The organism is Winogradskyella eckloniae (assembly GCF_013249045.1).
GTDB classification, from domain to species: Bacteria; Bacteroidota; Bacteroidia; order Flavobacteriales; family Flavobacteriaceae; genus Winogradskyella; species Winogradskyella eckloniae.
In genome coordinates this window covers 435257-458950 of record NZ_JABRWP010000003.1, presented here as the reverse complement: position 1 = coordinate 458950, position 23694 = coordinate 435257, and the positions used below count along the sequence as shown (strand labels likewise).

Annotated in this window: 26 protein-coding genes; 21 read left to right on the top strand and 5 right to left on the bottom strand. The window is 34.5% G+C overall.

Annotated features, from left to right (window positions below):
* Positions 1-119: 119 nt before the first annotated feature.
* From HNV08_RS07415 to HNV08_RS16415, 3 genes are read left to right on the top strand one after another with little or no spacing between them, the layout of a single operon-like run.
* The gene (locus HNV08_RS07415; RefSeq protein WP_173280531.1) at positions 120-1934 is read left to right on the top strand and encodes a sodium:solute symporter; all 1815 of its coding nucleotides are present in this window, start codon (positions 120-122) and stop codon (positions 1932-1934) included.
* Entirely contained in the window at positions 1934-2311 is a 378-nt protein-coding gene (locus HNV08_RS16420) for a Gfo/Idh/MocA family protein (protein WP_317170217.1), read from the top strand. The genes HNV08_RS07415 and HNV08_RS16420 overlap by 1 nt, the downstream gene beginning before the upstream one ends.
* A 27-nt stretch (positions 2312-2338) precedes the next feature.
* On the top strand, positions 2339-2908 hold the full coding sequence (locus HNV08_RS16415; protein ID WP_317170216.1) for a Gfo/Idh/MocA family protein: 570 nt from the start codon (positions 2339-2341) through the stop codon (positions 2906-2908).
* 75 nt (positions 2909-2983) lie between these two features.
* On the opposite strand, the gene HNV08_RS07405 is transcribed toward HNV08_RS16415, so the two are convergent.
* Positions 2984-3829: a DUF2911 domain-containing protein gene (locus tag HNV08_RS07405; RefSeq protein ID WP_173280530.1), complete on the bottom strand. Its 846-nt coding sequence runs from the start codon at positions 3827-3829 to the stop codon at positions 2984-2986.
* Between the two features lie 267 nt (positions 3830-4096).
* Between HNV08_RS07405 and HNV08_RS07400 the strand changes: the two genes are divergently transcribed.
* The 14 genes from HNV08_RS07400 to HNV08_RS07335 all read left to right on the top strand — a co-directional run bounded on the left by HNV08_RS07400 (position 4097) and on the right by HNV08_RS07335 (position 13594).
* Positions 4097-4753, top strand: coding sequence for a TetR family transcriptional regulator C-terminal domain-containing protein (locus HNV08_RS07400; protein WP_173280529.1), 657 nt, complete (start codon positions 4097-4099; stop codon positions 4751-4753).
* A 5-nt stretch (positions 4754-4758) separates the two neighbouring features.
* Positions 4759-6069, top strand: a complete 1311-nt coding sequence (locus HNV08_RS07395) for an ABC1 kinase family protein (RefSeq protein WP_173280528.1) — start codon at positions 4759-4761, stop codon at positions 6067-6069.
* Positions 6070-6098: 29 nt separating this feature from the next.
* Entirely contained in the window at positions 6099-7520 is a 1422-nt protein-coding gene (locus HNV08_RS07390) for an SDR family oxidoreductase (RefSeq protein ID WP_173280527.1), read from the top strand.
* Positions 7521-7679: 159 nt separating this feature from the next.
* The gene (locus HNV08_RS07385) at positions 7680-8045 is read left to right on the top strand and encodes a hypothetical protein (RefSeq protein ID WP_173280526.1); all 366 of its coding nucleotides are present in this window, start codon (positions 7680-7682) and stop codon (positions 8043-8045) included.
* On the top strand, positions 8042-8314 hold the full coding sequence (locus HNV08_RS07380) for a TIGR03643 family protein (RefSeq protein WP_173280525.1): 273 nt from the start codon (positions 8042-8044) through the stop codon (positions 8312-8314). The genes HNV08_RS07385 and HNV08_RS07380 overlap by 4 nt, the downstream gene beginning before the upstream one ends.
* 55 nt (positions 8315-8369) lie before the next feature.
* Positions 8370-9059 (top strand): GTP cyclohydrolase I FolE, encoded by a 690-nt coding sequence (folE, locus tag HNV08_RS07375; protein ID WP_173280524.1) that lies wholly within the window; start codon positions 8370-8372, stop codon positions 9057-9059.
* A gap of 6 nt (positions 9060-9065) precedes the next feature.
* Entirely contained in the window at positions 9066-9296 is a 231-nt protein-coding gene (locus HNV08_RS07370; RefSeq protein WP_173280523.1) for a hypothetical protein, read from the top strand.
* An 8-nt stretch (positions 9297-9304) separates the two neighbouring features.
* Positions 9305-9991, top strand: a complete 687-nt coding sequence (locus HNV08_RS07365; RefSeq protein WP_173280522.1) for an SDR family NAD(P)-dependent oxidoreductase — start codon at positions 9305-9307, stop codon at positions 9989-9991.
* A 31-nt stretch (positions 9992-10022) separates the two neighbouring features.
* A complete protein-coding gene (locus tag HNV08_RS07360; protein ID WP_173280521.1) occupies positions 10023-10511 on the top strand; it encodes a glutathione peroxidase in 489 nt (162 codons plus the stop codon).
* 6 nt (positions 10512-10517) lie between these two features.
* Entirely contained in the window at positions 10518-10688 is a 171-nt protein-coding gene (locus HNV08_RS07355) for a Lacal_2735 family protein (RefSeq protein ID WP_173280520.1), read from the top strand.
* 1 nt (position 10689) lies between these two features.
* Positions 10690-11154, top strand: a complete 465-nt coding sequence (locus HNV08_RS07350; RefSeq protein ID WP_173280519.1) for a TspO/MBR family protein — start codon at positions 10690-10692, stop codon at positions 11152-11154.
* A 26-nt stretch (positions 11155-11180) separates the two neighbouring features.
* Positions 11181-11648, top strand: coding sequence for an SRPBCC family protein (locus HNV08_RS07345; protein ID WP_173280518.1), 468 nt, complete (start codon positions 11181-11183; stop codon positions 11646-11648).
* A gap of 134 nt (positions 11649-11782) precedes the next feature.
* Complete coding sequence (locus tag HNV08_RS07340) at positions 11783-13087, top strand: cryptochrome/photolyase family protein (protein ID WP_173280517.1); 1305 nt, start codon at positions 11783-11785, stop codon at positions 13085-13087.
* Positions 13088-13231: 144 nt separating this feature from the next.
* Complete coding sequence (locus HNV08_RS07335; protein WP_173280516.1) at positions 13232-13594, top strand: nuclear transport factor 2 family protein; 363 nt, start codon at positions 13232-13234, stop codon at positions 13592-13594.
* Positions 13595-13612: 18 nt separating this feature from the next.
* On the opposite strand, the gene HNV08_RS07330 is transcribed toward HNV08_RS07335, so the two are convergent.
* The 4 genes from HNV08_RS07330 to HNV08_RS07315 all read right to left on the bottom strand — a co-directional run bounded on the left by HNV08_RS07330 (position 13613) and on the right by HNV08_RS07315 (position 19476).
* Complete coding sequence (locus tag HNV08_RS07330; protein ID WP_173280515.1) at positions 13613-16837, bottom strand: T9SS type B sorting domain-containing protein; 3225 nt, start codon at positions 16835-16837, stop codon at positions 13613-13615.
* A gap of 272 nt (positions 16838-17109) precedes the next feature.
* Positions 17110-18426 (bottom strand): UDP-N-acetylglucosamine 1-carboxyvinyltransferase, encoded by a 1317-nt coding sequence (gene murA / locus HNV08_RS07325; RefSeq protein ID WP_173280514.1) that lies wholly within the window; start codon positions 18424-18426, stop codon positions 17110-17112.
* A gap of 5 nt (positions 18427-18431) precedes the next feature.
* Entirely contained in the window at positions 18432-19091 is a 660-nt protein-coding gene (locus HNV08_RS07320; protein ID WP_173280513.1) for a DUF4290 domain-containing protein, read from the bottom strand.
* 91 nt (positions 19092-19182) lie between these two features.
* Complete coding sequence (locus HNV08_RS07315; protein ID WP_173280512.1) at positions 19183-19476, bottom strand: DUF493 family protein; 294 nt, start codon at positions 19474-19476, stop codon at positions 19183-19185.
* Between the two features lie 213 nt (positions 19477-19689).
* Here HNV08_RS07315 and HNV08_RS07310 point away from each other — a divergent pair, with 213 nt between their 5' ends.
* The 4 genes from HNV08_RS07310 (at position 19690) to HNV08_RS07295 (ending at position 23553) form a co-directional block, all read left to right on the top strand.
* A complete protein-coding gene (locus tag HNV08_RS07310) occupies positions 19690-20232 on the top strand; it encodes an AAA family ATPase (protein ID WP_173280511.1) in 543 nt (180 codons plus the stop codon).
* Positions 20232-22127 carry a RecQ family ATP-dependent DNA helicase gene (locus HNV08_RS07305; RefSeq protein ID WP_173280510.1) on the top strand — a complete coding sequence of 632 codons (1896 nt, stop codon included), beginning with the start codon at positions 20232-20234 and terminating at the stop codon, positions 22125-22127. Before HNV08_RS07310 ends, HNV08_RS07305 begins: the two co-directional genes overlap by 1 nt.
* Complete coding sequence (gene fmt / locus HNV08_RS07300; RefSeq protein WP_173280509.1) at positions 22124-23083, top strand: methionyl-tRNA formyltransferase; 960 nt, start codon at positions 22124-22126, stop codon at positions 23081-23083. Before HNV08_RS07305 ends, fmt begins: the two co-directional genes overlap by 4 nt.
* Before the next feature lie 131 nt (positions 23084-23214).
* Complete coding sequence (locus HNV08_RS07295) at positions 23215-23553, top strand: HU family DNA-binding protein (protein ID WP_262886685.1); 339 nt, start codon at positions 23215-23217, stop codon at positions 23551-23553.
* Positions 23554-23694 lie beyond the last annotated feature (141 nt).

Sequence of the window (23694 nt, the reverse complement as noted above, 5' to 3'; positions counted from 1 at the left end):
CAAATCAAAACCAACCAAAACAAAACCAAAGATGGAGCAAAATGTATACAGCAGTATTAATCGCTAATGCGGTTTATATCGTATTATTTTACTTTATTACAGCTTCATTCGCATAAAAAATGCCTCAAATTTTAGACTGGAAAGACTGGGCTGTTTTAATCATTACCTTAGCCATTATCGTTGGTTATGGGACTTGGAAAACAAAAGGGCAAAAAAATGCACAAGATTACATAAAAGGTGGTAACACCTCAAAATGGTGGACTATTGGTCTATCCGTAATGGCAACACAGGCTAGTGCAATTACTTTTCTTTCTACTACTGGCCAAGCCTTTTCTGATGGCATGGGATTTGTTCAATTTTATTTTGGACTCCCAATTGCCATGGTCATTATTTGCTTGGTATTTATTCCTCTATACCATAGACTTAAAGTCTATACAGCCTATGAGTTTTTAGAAAACAGATTCGATCTAAAAACCAGAAGTTTAACTGCTATTCTTTTCTTAATTCAGCGTGGCTTAGCTGCAGGAATTACCATATTTGCGCCTGCCATAATCTTATCTGTTGTGTTAGGTTGGAATATAGTGACCTTAAACATTATCATTGGTGTTTTAGTTATCATTTATACTGTTTCTGGCGGTACTAAAGCTGTTACAGTTACCCAAAAACAACAAATGTTTGTCATTTTTGCGGGCATGTTAGCCGCATTATTTATCATCATTAATTTAATTCCTGAAGACGTTTCTTTTTTAGATGCCATAGACATTGCAGGCGCAACAGGAAAAATGAAAGTTTTAGACTTCTCTTTTGATTTAGAAAACAGATATACCGTCTGGACAGGGCTTATTGGTGGTACTTTTTTAATGTTGTCTTATTTTGGCACTGACCAAAGTCAAGTGCAACGCTACCTTTCTGGTAAATCGATAAAGGAAATGCAAATGGGCTTACTATTTAATGGTATGCTCAAAGTACCTATGCAATTCTTTATTTTATTAGTTGGTGTAATGGTATTTGTGTTTTATCAATTTAACCCTTCACCGCTTAATTTTATAGATAAATCCACGCAGATCGTTTTAGCTTCAGAATATGGTAATGACTACAGAGCCTTACAAGATCAGCAAGCTCAACTTTTTGATTTAAAACAAAAAACGTCATTGCAATTGGCATCATCAGAAGGCAAAGACGAAGCGGCAAAAAAACAACTCGCCGAACTCAACCTTTTAGAGAAATCATACCGTTCGGAGTCCAAGTTTTTAATAAAAAAAGCTGTTGACCCAGACTATGAGAAAGCCTATCATCAGCTTCAAGGTGAGGTTAAAGCCTTAGAACAAGACACAGAAAGCTCAGAATACATTGAAAAAAACGCAGCCCTAATGGCATTATATCGTGATGCTGCAAAGGATACGCAGACTAATGACAGAGATTATATGTTTATTACATTTATCCTCAATAATCTCCCTAAAGGCTTAATAGGTTTATTGTTGGCGGTCATACTTTCAGCTGCAATGTCCTCTACAGCTTCAGAAATAAACGCTTTAGCTACCATTACTTCAATAGATTTATACGGTAGAAATTTAAAAGAAGAAAAGGATGATGCTCATATGGTTAAAGTAACCAAGTGGTTTACATTTGGATGGGGAATCGTGGCCATTATAATTGCTTGCTTTGCGGATCTTGCCGAAAATCTTATACAGTTAGTTAACATCATTGGCTCCATATTCTACGGTAATGTGTTAGGTATCTTTTTACTCGCTTTTTTCTTTAAATATATAAAAGGAAATGCCGTTTTTATTGGCGCACTAATTACTCAAGCCATTGTTGTTATTGGTTGGTGGTTAGATTGGATGCCTTATTTATGGTTAAATTTATTTGGCTGTATTGTAGTCATCTGTATAGCGAACATACTACAAGCCGTAATGCCTAAAAAAGTGGCGTAATGACCTCAAAAATTATAAATTGGGGAATTATTGGAGCTGGAAAAATTGCGACAAAATTTGCTACAGATTTAAACGCGGTTCCTAATTGCAACTTTTACGCTATTGCTTCAAGACACATTGAAAAAGCAGAAACCTTTAAAAACCAATACAATGCAAATGTTGCTTATGGTAGTTACGAAGAGCTTGTTAAGGATAACACTATAGACGCTATTTATATTGCCACACCGCATAGTTTTCATAAAGCCCATTCTACATTATGTTTAAAGCATAATAAACCTGTGCTATGCGAAAAGCCATTCGCTATGAATTTGCAAGAAGTTGAAGCTATGATTCAACTTTCTAAAGAAACAAATACTTTATTAATGGAAGCGATGTAGACCAATTTTCTTCCACATTTTAATTATGTGTTAGAGCTACTTCAACGCAAACATTTTGGACAAATCTTAAAATTTGAAGCTGATTTCGGATTTCACCCAACCTATGATGAAACCTCTAGAGTATTTGATAAATCTGTAGGAGGTGGAAGCTTATTAGACATTGGCATCTACCCAATTTTTGCAGCACTTTCTGCTTTAGGTCAACCAAATTCTATTGAGGCCAATGCAGAATTTTATGATTCTGGTCCGGATTCTAAATGCGATATCATCTTTCACTACAATGCGGCTACAGCCTATTTAAAAAGTACTTTTTTAGAGAAAACAAACACCGAAGCTACATTCTATTATGAAGCGGGTATTATTAAAATAAATAGTCGTTTTCACGAACCTTCTTCGGTTACATTAATTGACAATAAAGGGCATTCTGAAGATATAGACTTCAATTATAAAACCATTGGGTATAGTTTCGAAATTGAACATTTTAACCAACTGATAAGAAGTGATAAAAAAGAAAGCCAGTTAATGACGTTTAAAAAAAGTCAGCAGTTAATTAACACCTTAGACCAGGTGAGAATGCGAATTGGATTGGAATATTAAAACAAAAAAAAACGCAACTCAAATGCGTTGCGTTTTTCAATAGTATTGCTGAGCAAAGTGCTCTAAAACGTTATATTATTTTGCGCCCCATTCTTTAAGAGAGTCTTCATTCATTTTAATATAGTCTGCATTTCCAGCGGCTTTAGAACCTTCTAAAGATTTTTTAGCAATTTCAATCGCACCTTTCTTATCACCAGCAGCAGCATAAATTAAAGATTGCTTACGCAATTGGTAAAAACGAGGTTCCTTTATCATTGACATCGCTTTATCAATCCATTCTTTCGCTTGCTTAATGTCTTTTCCTTCAGTTAAATTATAAACTGCAGCAGCATAATAATCATTTGCAGAAGGACCAGCCATTACTTTTTCTATGGCAGCACTAACCGTTTTATCTGTTGGTACTTTGAATTCTACACCAACATAAGTTTTCTCCCACATCATTCCAAGAACCGCAGAACTACTCGTAATGTCATCTACAGAAATCGTAAACGATTGAATATCCATTTCTATAGGATATACTTTAGCAGTAACTCTTGCCGCAACCTTAGATTCATCAATTTCCTTTGGTGTTCCCCAATTATTCGTATCTGTATAAAAAATGACTTCCCAAGATTTTGCAGAAGGTGTAACAAAAATGGCATAAGCACCAGCTTTTAATTCATTACCTCCTATTTCAACAGCATCACTAAAAGTTACCATTGTATTTTTGTTTGCTCCAGTTCTCCATAATTTTCCATAAGGAACAAGATCTCCAAAAATTGTTCTGCCATTCATTGCTGGTCTTGAGTATTCAATGGCTACATCTGTTAAACCAACAACTTGCTCAAGCTTAGCAGCAGGACTCGCTTGTGGTGTTTTAATTTGTGCATTTACAGAAAACAATAATGTTAACGCAAATGTAAATAGTACTAACTTCTTCATAAATTATAGTGTTAAGTGTGTTTATAATGGGTATAAAATTACGCCTAAAGCTATTTTGTATTTGTTAATAAAAACCTAAAATACCAATTAGTTTTCTTTAACACACTGTTTGTAAGACCTAATAGCTCCTTCAAATCATTGACTTCAAAGTCAACAAGTTCTATGGTAAACATGGCAACAAAATAAATTCTTATTAAATTTTGTTTAACTTTTTAGCAATATTGTTAAACATTATTTATCTTTACACTATATTTAATCACATTTATTATGGCTCAGAAGAAAGCAATCAAACAATCGGACCTTATCGATTATTATATGGATTATGTGTTAACGCATAACCAAAAGCCAAAATCGGTCTATGCTTTTGCAAAAGACCATAATTTTGAAGAACAGAAATTCTATGAATGCTTTGGGTCTTTTGAAGCCTTAGAGCAATCTATATTTCAAATATTTTTCGAGCATACTATTGCTAATCTAGAGAAAAGTGAAGATTATCATGCGTTTGATGCCAGAAACAAAATGCTCAGTTTCTATTACACCTTCTTTGAGATTTTAACAGCGAATAGAAGTTATGTGATTCATGCCTTAAAATCTAATAATAACAAACTTGAAACTTTAAAAGTGCTAAAACATTTAAAAGATAGTTTTACTAATTACGTAGCACACTTAGATATTAAGACTATTGATTTAAAACAAGAACAATTAGAAAAAATTCAGACAAAAGCCTTGAAAGAATCGGCTTGGATTCAATTATTAGTCACACTAAGGTTTTGGATGGACGACGTATCGTCTTCATTTGAAAAGACCGATATTTTTATAGAAAAATCGTTAAAAACAAGTTTCGATTTAATAGATACAACACCATTAAAAAGCATTATTGACTTTGGTAAATTTTTATGCAAAGAAAAAATGCAATCCAAATAGCGCTTATGAAAACTATAGACAGCATACCGATTTCAAAAATATCTAGAGCTAGTAGATTAGTGTCTACTGGTGCAAAAGTTGGTGTTAATTACTTAAAATATTATGGGGATAAAATGGTTAATTCTGAAGCAGAAGCTAAAGAACGTCTTAACCAGAATAACGCAGAAGATATTTACGATAGCTTAAAAACACTAAAAGGAAGTGCTTTAAAAGTGGCGCAAATGTTGAGTATGGAAAAGAGCATATTGCCACAGGCTTATGTGGAGAAATTTTCGTTGTCTCAATTTTCAGTGCCACCATTATCACCACCCTTAGTTATAAAAACATTTAAAAAATATTTTGGGAAACATCCCGAAGATTTATTTGATACTTTCAACGCAACTTCAGTTAATGCTGCTAGTATAGGTCAAGTCCATATTGCAGAGAAGAATGGGAAAAAATTTGCTGTGAAAATCCAATATCCTGGAGTTGCGGAAAGTATTGCATCAGACTTAGCTTTGGTTAAACCTATTGCTATTAAGATGTTTAATATTAAAGGCAAAGATTCTGATAAATATTTTAAAGAGGTTGAAAATAAACTCACAGAAGAAACCAACTACATTTTAGAAGTTGAACAAAGTAAGGCCGTTGTAGAGGCTTGTAAACATATTCCTAATTTAAAATTTCCTAAGTATTATTCAGATTTATCGTCTGAACGTATTATTACTATGGATTACATGAAAGGCGAACACCTTTCGGAATTTGTAACACACAACACAGACGAAGATTTAGCAAATCAGTTAGGCCAAGCCCTTTGGGATTTCTACATGTTTCAAATTCATAATCTCAGAAAAGTCCATGCAGACCCACATCCTGGCAATTTCTTAATATCGGCATCTGGCGATTTAATTGCGCTCGATTTTGGCTGTATGAAAACCATCCCAGAAGATTTTTATATGCCGTATTTCGAGTTAGCAGAAAAAGAATGCATAGACAATCCGAAGTTATTTACCGAAAAACTGTACGAGTTAGAAATTTTAAGACCAGATGATTCGGATGAAGAGATAAAATTCTTTAGCGCTATGTTTCATGAGTTGTTAAGCTTGTTTACAAAACCTTTTCATGTTGAAGAATTCGATTTTTCAAATCCTGATTTTTTCAATCAAATTTCAGAAATGGGACAACGCTATTCAAAAAGTACAGAACTTAGAAACATGAATGGCAATAGAGGTTCTAAACACTTTATTTACATCAACAGAACCTTCTTTGGACTATATAATTTAATGTTCGATTTAAAATCTAAAAACGTTAAAATCAATAATTTTAAAACGCTATAAATGCGCTTACTCACAAAAATCAATCAATAATGCGCATACTAATCACAGGCACAACAGGCTATATTGCCAAAAGACTCGCCCTTCAATTGCTTGAAGATGAGCATGAGTTGGTTTGCTGTGTACGTGATTTAAACCGAATTCCAGATGAAATTGAAGACCATCCTTTATGTTCTTTTATAAAAGTAGATTTCTTAAAACCCGAAGATGCTGAGATACCTAAAGACATAGACGCTGCGTATTATCTGATTCATTCCATGTCTACAAGCTCTAATGATTTTGAAGATTTAGAACAACAATGTGCACAGAATTTTAAAGACCTTGTAGAACCAACCGACTGTAAGCAAGTGCTTTTTTTAAGCGGAATTGTTAACGATGCATCATTATCTAAACATTTAAAATCGAGATTACAGGTAGAAAACACTTTAAAGTCTGAAGCCTATGCACTAACCACATTTAGAGCAGGCATCATCGTTGGTAGCGGAAGCGCTTCTTTTGAAATCATAAGAGATATCGTAGAAAAATTACCCTTTATGATTACACCACGTTGGCTAAATACCAAAACGCAACCCTTAGCCATTCGTGATGTGCTTAACTTTTTAGCAGGCGGATTAGGTAAAACCGAACTCTATAATAATGCATATGACATTTATGGACCAGAAGTCCTTACGTACAAAGAAATGTTACTTCAATTTGCAGAAGTAAGAGGTTTAAAACGCTACATCGTTACACTTCCCGTACTAACACCAAAACTATCATCGTATTGGTTATATTTTGTAACCTCTACCTCGTTTAAATTAGCAGCAGCATTGGTAGATAGTATGAAAGTTGAAGTCATTGGAAAACCAAGCAACATCAACAGCATCATTGGTATTGAACCCATGGATTATAAAACTGCTGTGGATTTAGCTTTTCAAAAAATTGAACAAAATGCTGTAATATCCAGTTGGAAAGATGCTGTGAGTAGCGGTCGATTTAAAGACCAATTATCTAAGCATATTGAGTTGCCTAAATTTGGTTGTTTTAGAGATGTGAAGCAACGTAAAGTGATAGACGAAGCATTTACACTGAACAAAATTTGGGCTATTGGTGGCCGAAATGGTTGGTACAGCTTTAATGGTTTGTGGAAAATTAGAGGATATATGGACAAGCTTTTTGGTGGTGTTGGTTTAAGACGCGGCCGAACGAGCGATACCTATTTAGAAGCTGGCGATGCACTAGATTTTTGGCGCGTTTTATATGCCAACAAAGAAGAAAAACGACTTTTATTGTTTGCAGAAATGCGATTGCCTGGCGAGGCTTGGTTAGAGTTTAAAATTGTAGACAACCAATTACACCAACGTGCTGTCTTTAGACCTAAAGGGATTTGGGGACGTTTGTATTGGTATGCCGTTTTACCGTTTCATGCTTTTGTTTTTAATGGCATGATTAACGCTTTAGTTAAAAAAACTTAATTTTTACAATAAAGCCAAAAGATCAACGCTATACGTAGAACGTATCGCTACCAATGACATCTTGAATTCTAATTATTGCCTGTTTTTTCCCTAATTATCTGTTAATTTTGTTTAACTTATTTTATATTTTATTAAACATTTCTTATATTTGATAAAGAAATGAGATTAGAAACTATACATTACAATAAGGAACACAAACAAATTACGACTGACAATATTGACAGTCCTTATAGTTTGGTACAGAAATTGAAACTGTATAGTGTAGGTTCTAAACATAAGAAATTTGACAATGTGAGTCCAAATATGCATTCCATGATGAATTCAGGATTACAATATTTTGCTTGGATCATTCCTTATTACCATCTCGTTATATATAAAATCAATGGATTTAGCATACATACGCAACGAAAATTTTTGCACTTTAGAGCCAACAAAACTTTTAAAGAAATTAAGACGTTTTTTGAAAAGGTAATGGATGCCAAAGTAAAGTACAATGTACAACATGCAATACCTTACGCTCTATGAATTTAGAACTAAAAGACATTGATAGAATTATTGAAATGGCATGGGAAGACAGAACACCGTTTGAAGCCATTACGTTTCAATTTCATTTAAAAGAACAAGCCATTATTAATTTAATGCGACGCGAATTAAAACCTAGTAGCTTCAGATTATGGAGAGCACGCGTACAAGGACGAGCTACTAAACACAGTAAAAAAAGAACGTTTGACGAAGGCAGATTTAAATGCTCAAGACAAAAGACAATATCAAATAACTCTATATCAAAACGTTAACACGTGCTTTGATTTAAGTTTGTAGTACTTAAAGACAGCACATTAAAAAGATTCAATGCATACAGAAACGACTTCCAAAGACAATGGACAGCTTAATGGTTTTACAAACGAAGCTATTGGCGACGACCATTTATTTACAAGTTTAGACACACCAATGAAAGCCAATGCTTTTGATATGTCTAACGACGAAAAGAAAAAACGCATCTCTATTTTATTTTCAGAAATAATGGACGTAATGGGTTTAGATTTAACCGACGATTCATTGCAAGGCACACCAGACCGTGTGGCCAAAATGTATGTTGAAGAAATATTTTCTGGTTTAGACCCAAAAAACAAGCCTAAAATGGCCCTTTTTGAAAATAAGTATCAGTATAATCAGATGTTGGTAGAAAAAAATATTACCTTTTACTCTAATTGTGAACATCATTTCGTACCAATTATAGGAAAAGCACATATTGCCTACAAATCATCTGGAAAAGTGATTGGACTTTCTAAATTAAACAGAATTGTTCAATACTATGCCAAACGTCCTCAAGTTCAAGAGCGATTAACAAACCAAATTGCTAACGAATTAAAAACAGTATTAGAAACTGAAGACGTTGCCGTTATTATAGATGCTAAGCATTTATGTGTGTCTTCTAGAGGAATACAAGATGATACCTCTACAACAGTAACAACATATTATGGAGGCGAATTTAATAACGCTTCAAAAATTTTAGAATTACAAAATTATTTAAACAACTAATAAGCTATGAGTACAGTAGAAAAAGCTTTAGAATTTGAAAACAGAAAGTTTTCATTTAAAACAACAAGTGACAGAATTTTAGCAGCAAGAGAAGCTAAAGATTTAATATTAGAAGTCAACGAATTATATAAGAAAGAGAAAGACAGCAAGTTAATGGACTTAATGAAGCGTCTTACCGTAATTAAGCAAAAGATTGAAAAACGCTTAAAAGGTAGACCATTAACAGCAACCTCTTAAGTAAAGCAATGAAAAGATTAATCATTATTGGAGGAAGCAAAGGTATTGGTAAGGCAATTATCTCAGCTTTGCTTTCTTCTTATGATGAGATTGTAAATATCAGTCGTACATCGCCAGAGGAGTCACATTCTAATCTAACACATTACCATTGTGATATTCTAACGGATGAATTACCAGCCATAGATAAAGCCGACGGTTTAGTGTACTGTCCTGGAAGTATTAATCTTAAACCCATAAACAGACTTAGTATCGATGATTTTAAAAATGATTTTGACATTAATGTTATTGGTGCTGTAAAGGCTATTCAAACCTATTTACCAGCTTTAAAACAAGGGAACAAACCAGCAATTATACTGTTTAGTACTGTTGCTGCAAAGCTAGGCATGCCGTTTCATGCTAGTGTAGCAGCTTCAAAATCAGCCATTGAAGGCTTAACAAAATCTTTAGGAGCAGAATTAGCACCAAACATACGCATCAATGCTATTGCACCAACGGTTACAGATACAGCGTTGGCTTCAAAATTATTGCGTAATGAACGGATGATTGACAATATGAACGAGCGTCATCCCTTAAAAAAATATCTTCAATCTAAAGAAGTTGCAGATATGGCAGGCTTTTTATTATCAGAAAAAGCGGCTTCTATGTCAGGACAAATATTTGAAATGGACTGTGGTATCGTCAGTTTCAAATTATAAATACCATTTAATTACTTAATACTAAAACATCATGATAGCAACGGCTAGGCATTCAGTGTACGATATAATGATAAACAGCCTTCAAGGTCAACCTATAGATTTTCAACAATTTATAGGTAAAAAGATACTATTTGTTAATGTGGCTTCAAAATGTGGTTTTACACCTCAATACAGCGCGTTACAAGAGCTTCAAGATACGTACAACGATAATTTAGTGGTTATTGGTGTGCCTTGTAATCAATTTGGAAATCAAGAACCTGGTAATGCAAATACCATTCAAGAGTTTTGCGAAACTAATTATGGTGTTTCTTTTATAATAACCGAAAAAGTTGATGTTAAAGGCAGCGCTCAACATCCATTATACGCTTGGCTTACCGATAAATCTTTAAATGGAAAGCAAAACTCAAATGTCAAATGGAATTTTCAAAAATACTTAGTGGATGAGCATGGTGGGTTTCTAGACTATTATTATTCCATCACAAAACCTTTGAGTAAAAGAATCACAAAACACTTAAAATAGAACACTATGTTTGGACGCTTTAAAAAAACTTCAGAATTAGAAAAGCTTCAAAAGCAATACAAAAAGCTAATGGCAGATTGGCATAAACTCTCAGCTACAAACAGAGGCGAAAGTGATAAAAAATATGCCGAAGCACAAGCAGTTATGGACAAAATTGAACAATTAAAACAAGCGTAAATTGAACAGGATTTATCTTATTATTCTATTTCTCGTCATTAATTTCGGTGGTCTCGCCTTAGGTCGCTATTTTATGGGAGACGCTGTAACTGGCACATGGTATTCTAATTTAAATAAAGCACCTTGGACACCACCTGGTTGGGTTTTTGGAGCAGCTTGGACACTGATTATGATTTGCTTTTCGGTATATCTTAGTTATTTATTTTCGGTTCGTAATTCTAGTTTTGTTAAAACACTTTTTGTTATTGCTTTTATTTTAAATGTTAGTTGGAATTATATGTTTTTTAACCAGCAATTCATAACCTTAGGATTTATTAATATCATTTTGCTCACGTTACTCATTACCTACTTCTTTATAACGTTTGGAGACGATAAACTAAGCCACATTAAATATCTCTTACTACCTTACATTATTTGGCTTTGTATTGCGACATCGCTCAATGGTTATATAGTGTTTAATAATTAATCATAACATATTCCAAAATCCAACAGATGAAAATATACAGGTTACATAAAACGCAAAATTTACCAATATCAGTTGAACAAGCTTGGGCATTTTTATCGAGTCCTGCGAATTTAAAAACCATCACACCAGATTATATGAGTTTTGATATTCTCTCTGGAGCAGACAGGCCTATGTTTCCAGGACAAATTATTCAATATATCGTGACACCCGTTTTGGGCATAAAAACGAAATGGGTTACCGAAATTACACATGTAAAAGCTAATGAATATTTTGTAGACGAACAGCGTTTTGGACCCTATGCCCTTTGGCATCATAAGCATTTTATAAAAGAAATTGAAGGTGGTGTAGAAATGGAAGATATTATAGATTATAAAGTACCAATGGGAATTCTTGGGCAATTAGCACATCCCATTTTAGTAAAACCCAAATTAGAAGAAATTTTTAATTACAGAACTACTAAGCTGGAAGAATTGTTTGGAAAATACAAGTTGTAATGAACATTCTCGCTAAGGCGCAAAGTCGCAAAGATTCAGAGATTCAAAGGCTGAATATAATAAACCAAACCTTTTACTTTACACGATGCACTAATTACTGACCACCACCAACCACCAACCACAAACAACAACACATGAGTAAAAAAGTAAACATTTTCTGGTTTCGACGCGATTTAAGATTAGACGATAATCGCGGATTCTATGAAGCGCTAAAAGGCGACTATCCTGTGTTGCCAATTTTTATTTTTGATACGGAAATATTAGAACACCTTCCGGAAGATGATGCGCGTGTTACTTTCATATTTGAAACACTTCAAAATTTAAGTCTAACCATACAAGATGAACATAGTAGTAGCATTGCCATGTATAAAGGAAAGCCTGAAGACATCTACAGGCTATTAATTTCAGAATACGATATTGAAACTGTGTTTACAAATCATGATTACGAGCCTTATGCTACAACACGTGATACGTCGATTAAAACCCTTTTAGAAAAGCATAATATTGAATTTAAAACCTATAAAGACCAGGTTATTTTTGAAAAAAGTGAGGTTGTAAAAAATGATGGAAAACCTTATTTAGTGTATACACCTTATATGCGCAAATGGAAAGAAAAGTTTAGAGCCTTAGATTTAGAAATTTTCTACACCAATTCCTATTTAGATAACCTTCTTGAGCATAGCAGATTACCGAATTTATCCTTAGCGGATATTGGATTTAAAAAATCGAACCAAGACATTACACCTTATGATGTCACACCCACTTTGATTCAAAATTACGAAGCCACTAGAAATTATCCTGCGCAAGATGCCACATCACGTTTAGGACCACATTTAAGATTCGGAACGGTTAGTATTCGTAAAATGATAAAGAAAGCCATTGCTGAAGACAATGAAATATTTTGGCAAGAACTAATTTGGCGCGAATTTTTTATGCAAATTCTATGGCATTTTCCACATACAAAAAACGAAGCTTTTAAACCTAAATACGACCGTATTGAATGGCGTTATAATGCAACTGAATTTAAAGCGTGGTGCGAAGGTAAAACCGGTTATCCATTAGTAGATGCAGGTATGCGACAACTAAATGCCACAGGTTTTATGCACAACAGAGTAAGAATGTTGGTTGGCAGTTTTCTGTGCAAACATCTATTGATGGATTGGCGATTAGGTGAAGCCTACTTTGCAGAAAAACTACATGATTATGATATGGCGAGTAATGTTGGAAATTGGCAATGGGTTGCCGGTTGTGGTGTTGACGCCGCACCATATTTTAGAATTTTTAATCCCACCACACAAATTCAAAAATTTGACAAAGCGCATCAATATATACAGCAATGGGTTCCCGATTACCAAGAATTAACGTATCCTCAACCTATTGTAGATCATAAAAAAGCGAGAGAACGCTGTCTTATGACCTATAAATCGGCTTTAACATAGTCTTTTCGCTTCTATTAACAACTGCAATTAAAAGCCAATCTATTTATAGTGTTTTCAAATTAAATGTTAAAAACATAAAAATTATTTAAGTAAAGTGACAAAACTTTAGTTAACTTTAGTGCATTAATTAAAACTGAAACAATTATGAATACTTGGGGTGTAGCAAAAAAATGGAAAGAAATGTGTGAAAAAGGTAAAAACTTAGAATGCATTAATGAGCTTTATTCAGAAGATGTTGTAAGTAAAGAAATGCCTGGAATGCCTCGTGAAAGTATTACCGGAAAACAAAATGTCTGGAATAAAAATAAAGAATGGTTAGATAACGTAGAAGAAATTCATGCAAGCTCTATTAGTGCGCCTATAGTTGCAGGCAATCATTTTACTACAAAAATGAAATTTGATCTCACCTTTAAAGACAGAGGAAGACAACAAATGGAAGAGCTAGCCGTTTTTGAAGTCAAAGATGGAAAAATTACTTCAGAACAATTTCTGTATGCCTTAGAATAAGTTGCGTTTCAATTAAAATTAACGTTTAAGCGTAAAGTGACCTCTATGGGTTAAACCATTAGAGCGCTTTACAACAAACCAATAATCACTCGTTGGCATAAGATTACCATTATAGCGTCCATCCCAACCACTATCATTTCCAGAAAAACTAACGAGTAACTTTCCATATCTATCGTAGATATATACTTGCAAATCTGGTTCTAATTGCGCACCTGTAATATGCCAATATTCATTTTCACCATCGCCATTAGGCGTAAAGAATTTTTTATAATTTATTAATGAAATATCTTCGGTAGTGATACCACAGCCATTACTGTCTTTTACATATACTGTATAAATCCCAGAATCTAAATAATCAAAATAACTATCTAACTGATAGTTTATGCCATCCAATGAATATTCATAATTACCAAGACCTGACACTTCTATATCAATAAAATTACTATGTGAAGTAAAGTCCTCAGTTATTATGGCCTCAATACTCGCCATACTAGAAACTGTAATCGTATAGGTTTTAGTAGCATCACAAGAAAAATCGCTATAATCATTGGAAACAGTTACCGTATAATCACCAACCGTATCGGCAACAATACTTCGTGTGGTTTCACCAGTAGACCATAAATAACTCGTATATCCTGATGCGGCAGATAATAGTACTGTGTTACCTTCACAAAGGGTAATAAATTCATCTGGTTCTAACTGCGGAATAGAGCCTACTATAAGTTGAAATGTTCCGGTTTCATAACAAATGTCTAAGGTATTGTGTACCATTCGTACATAAATGGTTTGCGGATTACTTATATTCTCATAATTTTCAGAAATGGCATGCACACCATTATCCGCATCATTTTGTGACACATGGTACGTTATGGTGAAATCATCAGGATTTTGATTCCCTAATAATTGCGCATTCTGTTGTGATAAATCAAACTGCACTTGGTTAGTGGAACTCGGTTGACAACTCACTAAATCTGAAGCCTCATTAAGGTTTACAACAGGCACTAAATTATTTGTATTTACAGTAATAGCTTCAATCTGCCCACACACATCCTCTACTCTAATGTCATAAATCCCAGCGCTTAAACCACTAAAAACATTATTTTCGCCATTATCTATAAATATAGGAGAAACTATAGAAAAATTATATGGTGGCACACCTGCTACATCCACTATGATATCAGATGGCCCAGAACCACCTTCACAATTAAGATTAAACACATCATTTATTACTAAATCAGAGGTGATCTCAAACGTTCCAAAAACGTCAAAACAAAAGGCATCAGAATCTGGATTAATCGCAGATTGAAAAACTTTTATCAATCTAAATGAACCAACCACAAAATTATTTAGAAGACTTTCGCCATTTTGCAATGAGATCGCATTAGTCGTATTTGGCAACTGGTCTTCATCATACAAGACACCTGTAGAAGGATGTCCCCAACCCTCATTCTCAGGATAATACTTCTGAAACCAATACGATTGATTTTCAACTGACACATCAGTATCCATGATACTTAAGTCAAAAGAACCACAATTTTTTTGCAAATTAAAAATAGCCTCATTATTACTATAATTATACGATTCTATAACTTGATTAAACATAAATTCATTGCCACAACTGTCTGTAAATTCAATGGTATAATCTCCTACTGGCAAATCATCGACATAGAAAAATCCTTCTGGTAAAATGGCAGCACTATAATCAAAAGGTAAAGTCTGAGAAAATGCAGAAGGTGCTTCAATGAATAGCACAGAAGCTACAGCACCATAAGCCCCATTGATTCGCAAACTCCCAACATCAGAACTACAGCCCACGAAAGTGGATACATTAAGATTAATTTCTTCTAGTTCGGGTATCTCAACAACTTCAACATAGGCATCGCCGCAACTATCTACCAGCTCTACAACATAAGTTCCTTTAGGCAATACATCCACTACCAAATACCCATTATCTGTAATAAAATTAGACATGTCATCTGGCAAGCCATTTTCATAGGCATCAGGTGCCTCGGTAAACACTGCCGAAACGATTTCTCTATTAGGAATGTTAATAGACAAAGCACCTGTAAGAGGATCACATCCTCCATTTGTTGCCGAAATATTAGGCAAAATTGGCTCTTCTATTAATGCTAGAGCTGCCGTCCCAGTTCTTTCGCAGGCATCTACAATATTCACTTCATAATAGCCATAAGGAACCCCTAAGTCCTCATCTTCAAAAGAAACTACGGTTTCCGTAAAAACGCCTCCATTATCATAATAATCTGAAAAATTAAATGCTGCTGGCGCTTCTATAAATTCTAGTGTATATGGCAGTACGATATTACTCACATCTATAATTAAATCATTTCCACATACATTGGTCACAGCAGACATGTTGACCTCTGGTGTTGGATCAATGTTTTCCGTATGTGAAACGCTATCACCACAGCTATCTTGTACTTCGGTTTCTACCGTAAAGGATTGATCGTCATAATCCGTTACTGTCACAGAAATTTCGAGTTCCGTTTCAGGACCATCCTCATGGGTTTGACTAAAATTGGTGGTTTCATTTCCATCTGAATAACTAATCGAATAATCTACAGTAATGGGATAAAAAAGCTGAGAACCATTGCTTGCTGTAATGACCTGGATAATTGTAGTTTCATCACAATTATTTAAAATATTCGGTTGTGCTGCTGTAGAAATGGAATAGGAAAAATCACTTAAAATTAAAGTATAGGTCTTAGTAATAGCATTTCCACAGGTATCAAAAACACGAATAATGTATGTGCCTTCGGGAAGATTATTAAACGTATTATCTAGTTGTGGCGGCACAGTCACAGGGCCAGAAATCACTTCAAAAAGTTCCGCACTACCAGATAACGTCGTGACCATTACAGTGGTGTTATTGCAAGAGCCTGTGAAACCTTGGCTGATTTCAAAATCTAAAACCGAAAAAACATCTTCAATATGTGCATCAGCACTTTGTGTGTTTTCATCTGCATTCAACGTTTGGCGTGCCTCTACGACATACTGACCACTTGCTAGATTACTAAATGTTGATTCTGAAGTTTGTGCAATTGGCGTATCAAGATCGGGAGACAAATACAAGATATACGTCACTTCTGCACCTGTGGTTATCCCAGAAACCGTCATAGCAATAGAACCATTGCTTGCACATGAAGCCGCACTTGTAGATACTGAAAAATTAAAATCATTCAGTTGTGCACAAACCAACTGACTCGTCAAAAATAGACAAAACAAAATGCAACATTTTAGAGGGAAAAATGGTTTCATTTGATTATAATTTCAAAATTATTTTAAATCGTAAGATACAAATTATTGATAGCCTATGATCTAATACCTCGATGAAATAACTTTATTTACCGATAGACAACCTATTAATAATGGATTCAATTTTAACGTAATTTGGCTGTGTTTCCATCTGCCCATTAAAATTGAAACGATTAGAAAAGAAAAAGACTACAATGGTCTGTAGTCTTTCTTTAATTTTATTTGATTTAATGCTGTGCGGCTTAATTGCCTTCTAAGCGTTCAATCTTAGCACCAATAGCTCTAAGACGTTCATCAATGTTTTCATATCCACGATCTATCTGTTCTATATTATGAATCATAGAGGTTCCTTTCGCCGATAATGCTGCAATTAATAAAGACACACCTGCTCTTATATCTGGCGATGTCATGGTTGTCGCTTTTAAAGTCGATTTGAAATCATGACCAATTACGGTCGCTCTATGCGGATCACAAAGAATAATTTTTGCGCCCATATCTATCAATTTATCTACAAAGAACAAACGGCTTTCAAACATTTTTTGGTGTACAACTGCACTCCCTCTCGCTTGTGTTAAAACCGTTAAGATTATACTTAATAAATCTGGTGTAAATCCTGGCCAAGGTGCATCTGCTATAGTTAAAATAGATCCATCAATAAAGTTTTGCACTTCATAACCATTAGTATGTGCTGGAATATGGATATCATCGCCTTGGCGTTCTACAGTTATTCCTATTTTTCTAAAAACATTAGGAATTTGTCCTAAATCATCCCAACTCACATTAGTAATGGTCAATTCACTTTTAGTCATAGCTGCTAAACCTATCCAACTTCCAATTTCAATCATGTCTGGCAACATTCTATGATCTGTTCCTCCTAAAGTATCAACCCCTTCAATAATTAACATGTTAGAACCAACACCAGAAATTTTAGCGCCCATGCGGTTAAGCATTTTACACAACTGTTGTAAATACGGTTCACAAGCAGCATTGTAAATGGTTGTGATGCCTTCTGCTAAAACAGCAGCCATAACAATATTTGCGGTTCCGGTTACTGAGGCTTCATCTAAAAGCATATATGTGCCTTTTAGCTTTTTAGCTTCAACACCATAAAATAAATCTTCTTTGTTATAACGGAATTCTGCACCAAGGTTAATAAAACCTTCAAAGTGTGTATCTAATCTTCGACGCCCTATTTTATCACCACCTGGTTTAGGAATATAACCCTTACCAAATCGTGCCAATAATGGCCCAACAATCATAATGGATCCTCTTAACCCTTTTCCGTCTTCTTTAAATTCTGCAGATTCTAAATATTTTAAATTAACGTCATCAGCTTTAAAGGTATAAGAGCCTTTTCCTAATTTATTAATTTTTACACCTAATTTTTTTAAAAGGGCAATGAGTTTATTGACATCAATAATATCTGGAATATTATCGATCTTAATTTCTTCAGCAGTTAAAAGCACTGCACATAAAATTTGTAATGCTTCGTTTTTTGCGCCTTGTGGTTGAATTTTTCCTTTTAACTTGTGACCACCTTCAATTTTAAATGTACCCATTCGTATTAGTAACGTTTTCTGTTATTAGAATATTTTTTCTTGTTGGAATTGTTATTCTTTTTGTTTGAATTGTTTTTACCACCATACTTCGATTTTGTACGCATTAAACTCGTAGAATCCGTAAGGTCTTCATCACTATCTTTAAGGTTTAATTTTCCACCAGAAAGTTCATACAAATGGTTGTAGATTACATCATCTTCAACCGTATCCTTATTCCAATTAAGGAAACACTTTTTCATATGATTCGCAATCGTATAGGTTAAAGCTTCCTTTAACTCACTATCTTCCCAACTCACAGCGACATCAATCATTGTTTTTATGTTATTTCCATAAAATCGATACTTAGGATGGTTTTGCGGATATTTAAGAGGTTCTGGTCTGGCTTGAATTTCTTCCTTTGAAGGCTCTCCATAAGGTGCGTCAACATCAATATCAAAATCTGCCATAATAAATAGCTGATCCCAAAGCTTATGCTTAAAATCTGGAACATCTCTTAAATGCGGTTGTAAATTACCCATTACAGATATAATGGCATTGGCTAACTTATTGCGCTCTTCTTTGGTTTCGCGAGATTTTGCGTGATTAATCATCTTTTGGAGATGACGTCCGTATTCCGGAATTATTAAATGCTCGCGCTCTGTGTTGTATTCTAAATCGTCAATCAAAATTGTAAAATGTGTGTAGTAAATATGTTTTAACCTGAAGTCTCTAGGTTTTGTTGCAAAGTACAAAAAAATACGAAGCTTAAAAGGTATTTTATAGAGAAATTACATCGTCTACCTTTTCCGCCACTTCTTTGTATTTATCCACTACAGCTTCTGGGTTTTTCATTCTTACATTAATAGACACACTGGTGTATTTTCCGTTTTTTGATGCGGTTGTGGTGATAACGGCGCCTAAATTATCGAAAAGGGCTTCAATTTGCTTAATTCCCAAACCATCTGTAAGTACAATAAACTTATATAAATAGGTGGTAGGCCAAAGGGCTGTATCGTACAATTGCGATTTTAATTTTTCGTAAAATTCGTCCGTCTTTTTAGAATTCTCCATAGTCATTTTTTATGGCTGTAAAGATACGTTTAAAACTTAAAAGCAAAAGCACAAATCTATTTTCAAGCGTTTTTCTAGCCTAAAACAACCACAATAGATGATGGCATACTTACTTCTATTTTACTTTTAAATTCAAAAATCTAACAGGATTTTAATTTTCTACTATTAATCCCTTATTTTTAACGCTTATTAAATGTTTACATAATAATGACATTGAACCCAAAAAAAATTGTAATTGCTGGAGGTCCTGGAACAGGAAAAACAACACTGATTAATGCCTTAAAAAAACGTAATTTTAAGTGCTTTGATGAAGTCTCAAGGCAGATTACCTTACAAGCCAGGCAAGATGGTATAGAGCAATTATTCCTTACAGAACCTTTACTTTTTAGTGAAAAACTTTTAGAAGGTAGAATCCAACAATTTAAAGATGCTGCTGAGGCAACAGAAGCATTTGTTTTTTTAGACAGAGGCCTACCTGATGTCATCGCCTATATGGATTTTATTGGCGACAGCTATCCGCAACATTTTGTAGAGGCTTGTGCACAGTACACCTATGATTACATTTTTATTTTAGCACCTTGGAAAGCCATTTTTACTAGCGACAATGAACGCTATGAAAACTTTGAAGAAGCTACTAAAATTCACCAGCACCTTATTGCGACGTATACACGATTTGGTTACCAGTTAATTGATGTACCCTTTGGCAGTGTTGCCACACGAACCGATTTTATTTTAGAGTCCTTAACTTTGCAGTAATGCATCCTATAGAAGTATTAGAACGATATTGGCAACACACGTCTTTTAGACCTTATCAAGAAGACATTATCTCTTCTGTTTTAAACCATGAAGACACCTTTGCATTACTACCAACAGGTGGTGGAAAATCCGTTTGTTTTCAGATTCCTGCTCTGATTCAAGAGGGTATTTGCATTGTGGTCTCGCCTTTAATTGCCTTAATGAAAGATCAGGTAAATACCTTAAAAGAAAAAGGTATTAAAGCCATCGCTTTAACTTCTGGCATGTCTTATAAGGATTTAGACACACAATTAGACAATTGCATATATGGGAATTACAAATTTCTTTACCTGTCTCCAGAACGCCTGCAACAGACCTTGGTAAAGGAACGCATTCAGCGCATGAAAGTGAACCTAATTGCTGTAGATGAAGCGCATTGTATTAGCCAATGGGGCAATGATTTTAGACCTGCTTATAAAAACATTTCGGTCTTACGGGAGTTACATCCTCATGTTAATTGCATCGCACTAACTGCAACGGCAAAACATAATGTGGTAGAAGATATTATTAAAAATCTCGATTTTATAAATCCTAGCGTTTTTAAAGCTTCGTTTACACGACCTAATATTGCCTACAGCGTTGTACATACGGATGATAAACTCTTTCAATTAGAACAGATTTTAACCAACGCTCCTGAATCCTCCATTATCTATGTTAGAAACAGACGTGCCACCACTGATATACATCAGTATTTAAAGGCAAAAGGCTTTTCGTCTACCTTTTATCATGGTGGTATTACCCATAAGGAAAAGCAAGAACGCTTATACCAATGGACGCATGAGCAAACACCTATTATGGTGGCAACGACAGCATTTGGGATGGGTATTGACAAGGCCAACGTTAAAACCGTGATTCACTTTAATTTACCCGAAAGTTTAGAAAGTTATTACCAAGAAGCAGGACGCGCCGGAAGAAATGGAGAAAAAGCCCATGCTATTATCTTAAAACAGCACATTGATGAAGATCATTTACGCAATCAGTTTTTAAGCGCGTTACCATCCGTTACTTTTGTAAAAACGGTTTATAATAAGTTGTGTAATTACTTTCAAATATCCTATGGCGAAGGCGAAAACACCTTACATCAATTTGATTTTAAGTCCTTTTGCCAACAGTACAAACTAAGTGCCTCGATTACTTACAACGCTCTTATTTTACTCGATAGAAATGCTGTCATTACCTTAACGCAACATTTTAATTACAGAACCAAAATTCAGTTTATCACCACAAATACGGTTTTGTTTCAATATTTAGAAACACATAAAGATCTCAACCTACTGGTAAAAGTTATATTAAGAACCTATGGTGGCATATTTGACTATGACACCAAAGTGGATTTGAGTTTAATCACAAAAAAAGCCAAGTTATCTGAAAAACAAGTTATTGCACAATTGCAACGCTTAGAGAGCGATGACGTTATTAGTTTACAAATAGCCAATACAGATTCTGAAATTACATTTATTAAACCCAGAGAAGATGCGATTACCATAAACCCTATTGCCAAAACTATTGAACAACAACACCGTTTAAAGCATCAGCAAATAGAGGCCGTATTGCACTACATCAAAAATGATACGCGTTGTAGAAATAGACAATTGCTTCAGTATTTTGGAGAAACTTCTAAAACCAATTGTGGTATTTGCTCAGTTTGTACAGCGCCATCTACAAAAGCTACAGACGCTTCTAGTGATGCTATATCCTTTCAAATTTTAAAACTATTACAGACTGAAGCCTTATCTTCGCGACAATTAATGCAACAGTTAAACTGTTCTGAAGAAGCATTGTTTCGGAGCATTTCAGAATTAATAGAAACAAAAACCATAACATTAACACCAACAAACACCTATACTCTTATATGACAACACAACGTGACTTACGCATCGTTTTTATGGGCACTCCAGACTTTGCCGTTGCCAGTTTAAAAGCACTAATAGACCACAATTATAAGGTTGTTGGCGTTATTACAGCTCCAGACCGACCTGCTGGTCGTGGTCAAAAACTAAGAGCTTCGGCTGTAAAGGAATTTGCGTTAGCACATGATTTAAACATTCTACAACCAACAAATTTAAAAGCCACCTCTTTTATTGAAACGTTAAAGGCTTTAGACGCCAATTTACAAATTATTGTAGCCTTTAGAATGTTGCCAAAAGTGGTTTGGCAAATGCCAGAATATGGTACGTTTAACCTTCATGCATCACTATTACCACAGTATAGAGGTGCAGCACCCATCCATTGGGCTATTATTAATGGAGAAACCAAAACAGGTGTGACTACATTTTTTATTGACGAAAAAATAGATACAGGTGCCATAATTAAAAGTGAAGAAACTTCCATTGGCAAGACGACTACCGTGGGTGAATTACACGACGATTTAATGCGTATTGGTAGCGCTTTGGTCATAGAAACCGTGGCGCAAATCAAAGCAGATGCCGTGACCACAACGATACAACCGCAGTCTAAAGATTTAAAAACAGCCTATAAGCTTAACCGTGACAATTGCAAAATAGATTGGTCCCAAACCTTAGACACTATATATAATAAGATAAGAGGATTAAATCCGTTTCCAACGGCTTGGTGTTATCTCGATAATGATGAAGACCAGCCCTTATCCGTTAAAATTTATGCTGTAGAAAAAATTGAAGCTACACATCAATTAGAGCTCGGCACCGTGATTGCATCCAAAGATGCGCTAAAAGTATCATGCCAAGGCGGTTACATAAATATTTTAGAAATTCAATTGCCAGGCAAGCGAAAAATGCCAGTAAAATCACTTCTGAACGGCTTTCGATTTTCTTCCTCCGCAAAAATGCTGTAAACCCTTGTAAACATTGGATTTGTGAAAAATCCGTTAAAATGCATCTTGGTTATTAACAAATGCCTCAAGTTATCAACAAAAATCCGTTTTTCCCTTGCTATTACTTGTGTAGCTGAATATTACTAATAATTTTGTCTACGGATTTTAACAACACTTATTTAAAATCGAATTATTTAACAAATTTAAATTATAATTTTATGAACAAAACAGATTTAATCAACGGAATGGCAGAGAATGCTGGAATCACTAAAGCAGCAGCAAAAAAAGCATTAGACTCTTTATTAGTTGATATTGAAGGATCTTTACAAAAAGGTAACAGAGTATCTTTAGTAGGATTTGGTTCTTGGTCAGTTTCTAAAAGAGCGGCAAGAGATGGAAGAAACCCACAAACTGGTAAAACTATCAAAATCAAAGCTAAAAATGTTGTGAAATTTAAGGCAGGTTCTGACTTAAGTAGCGCAGTAAACTAAGACATATTTAGTTTAAAATATAAAGCCTGCTCCATGAGCAGGTTTTTTTTTGTCCTAATTTTAAGGCATTTAAGTTGTTTATCTAACAAAAAAAAACTAGATTTAGTAATTCATAATAGATTATTACTCTAATTAAAAGCC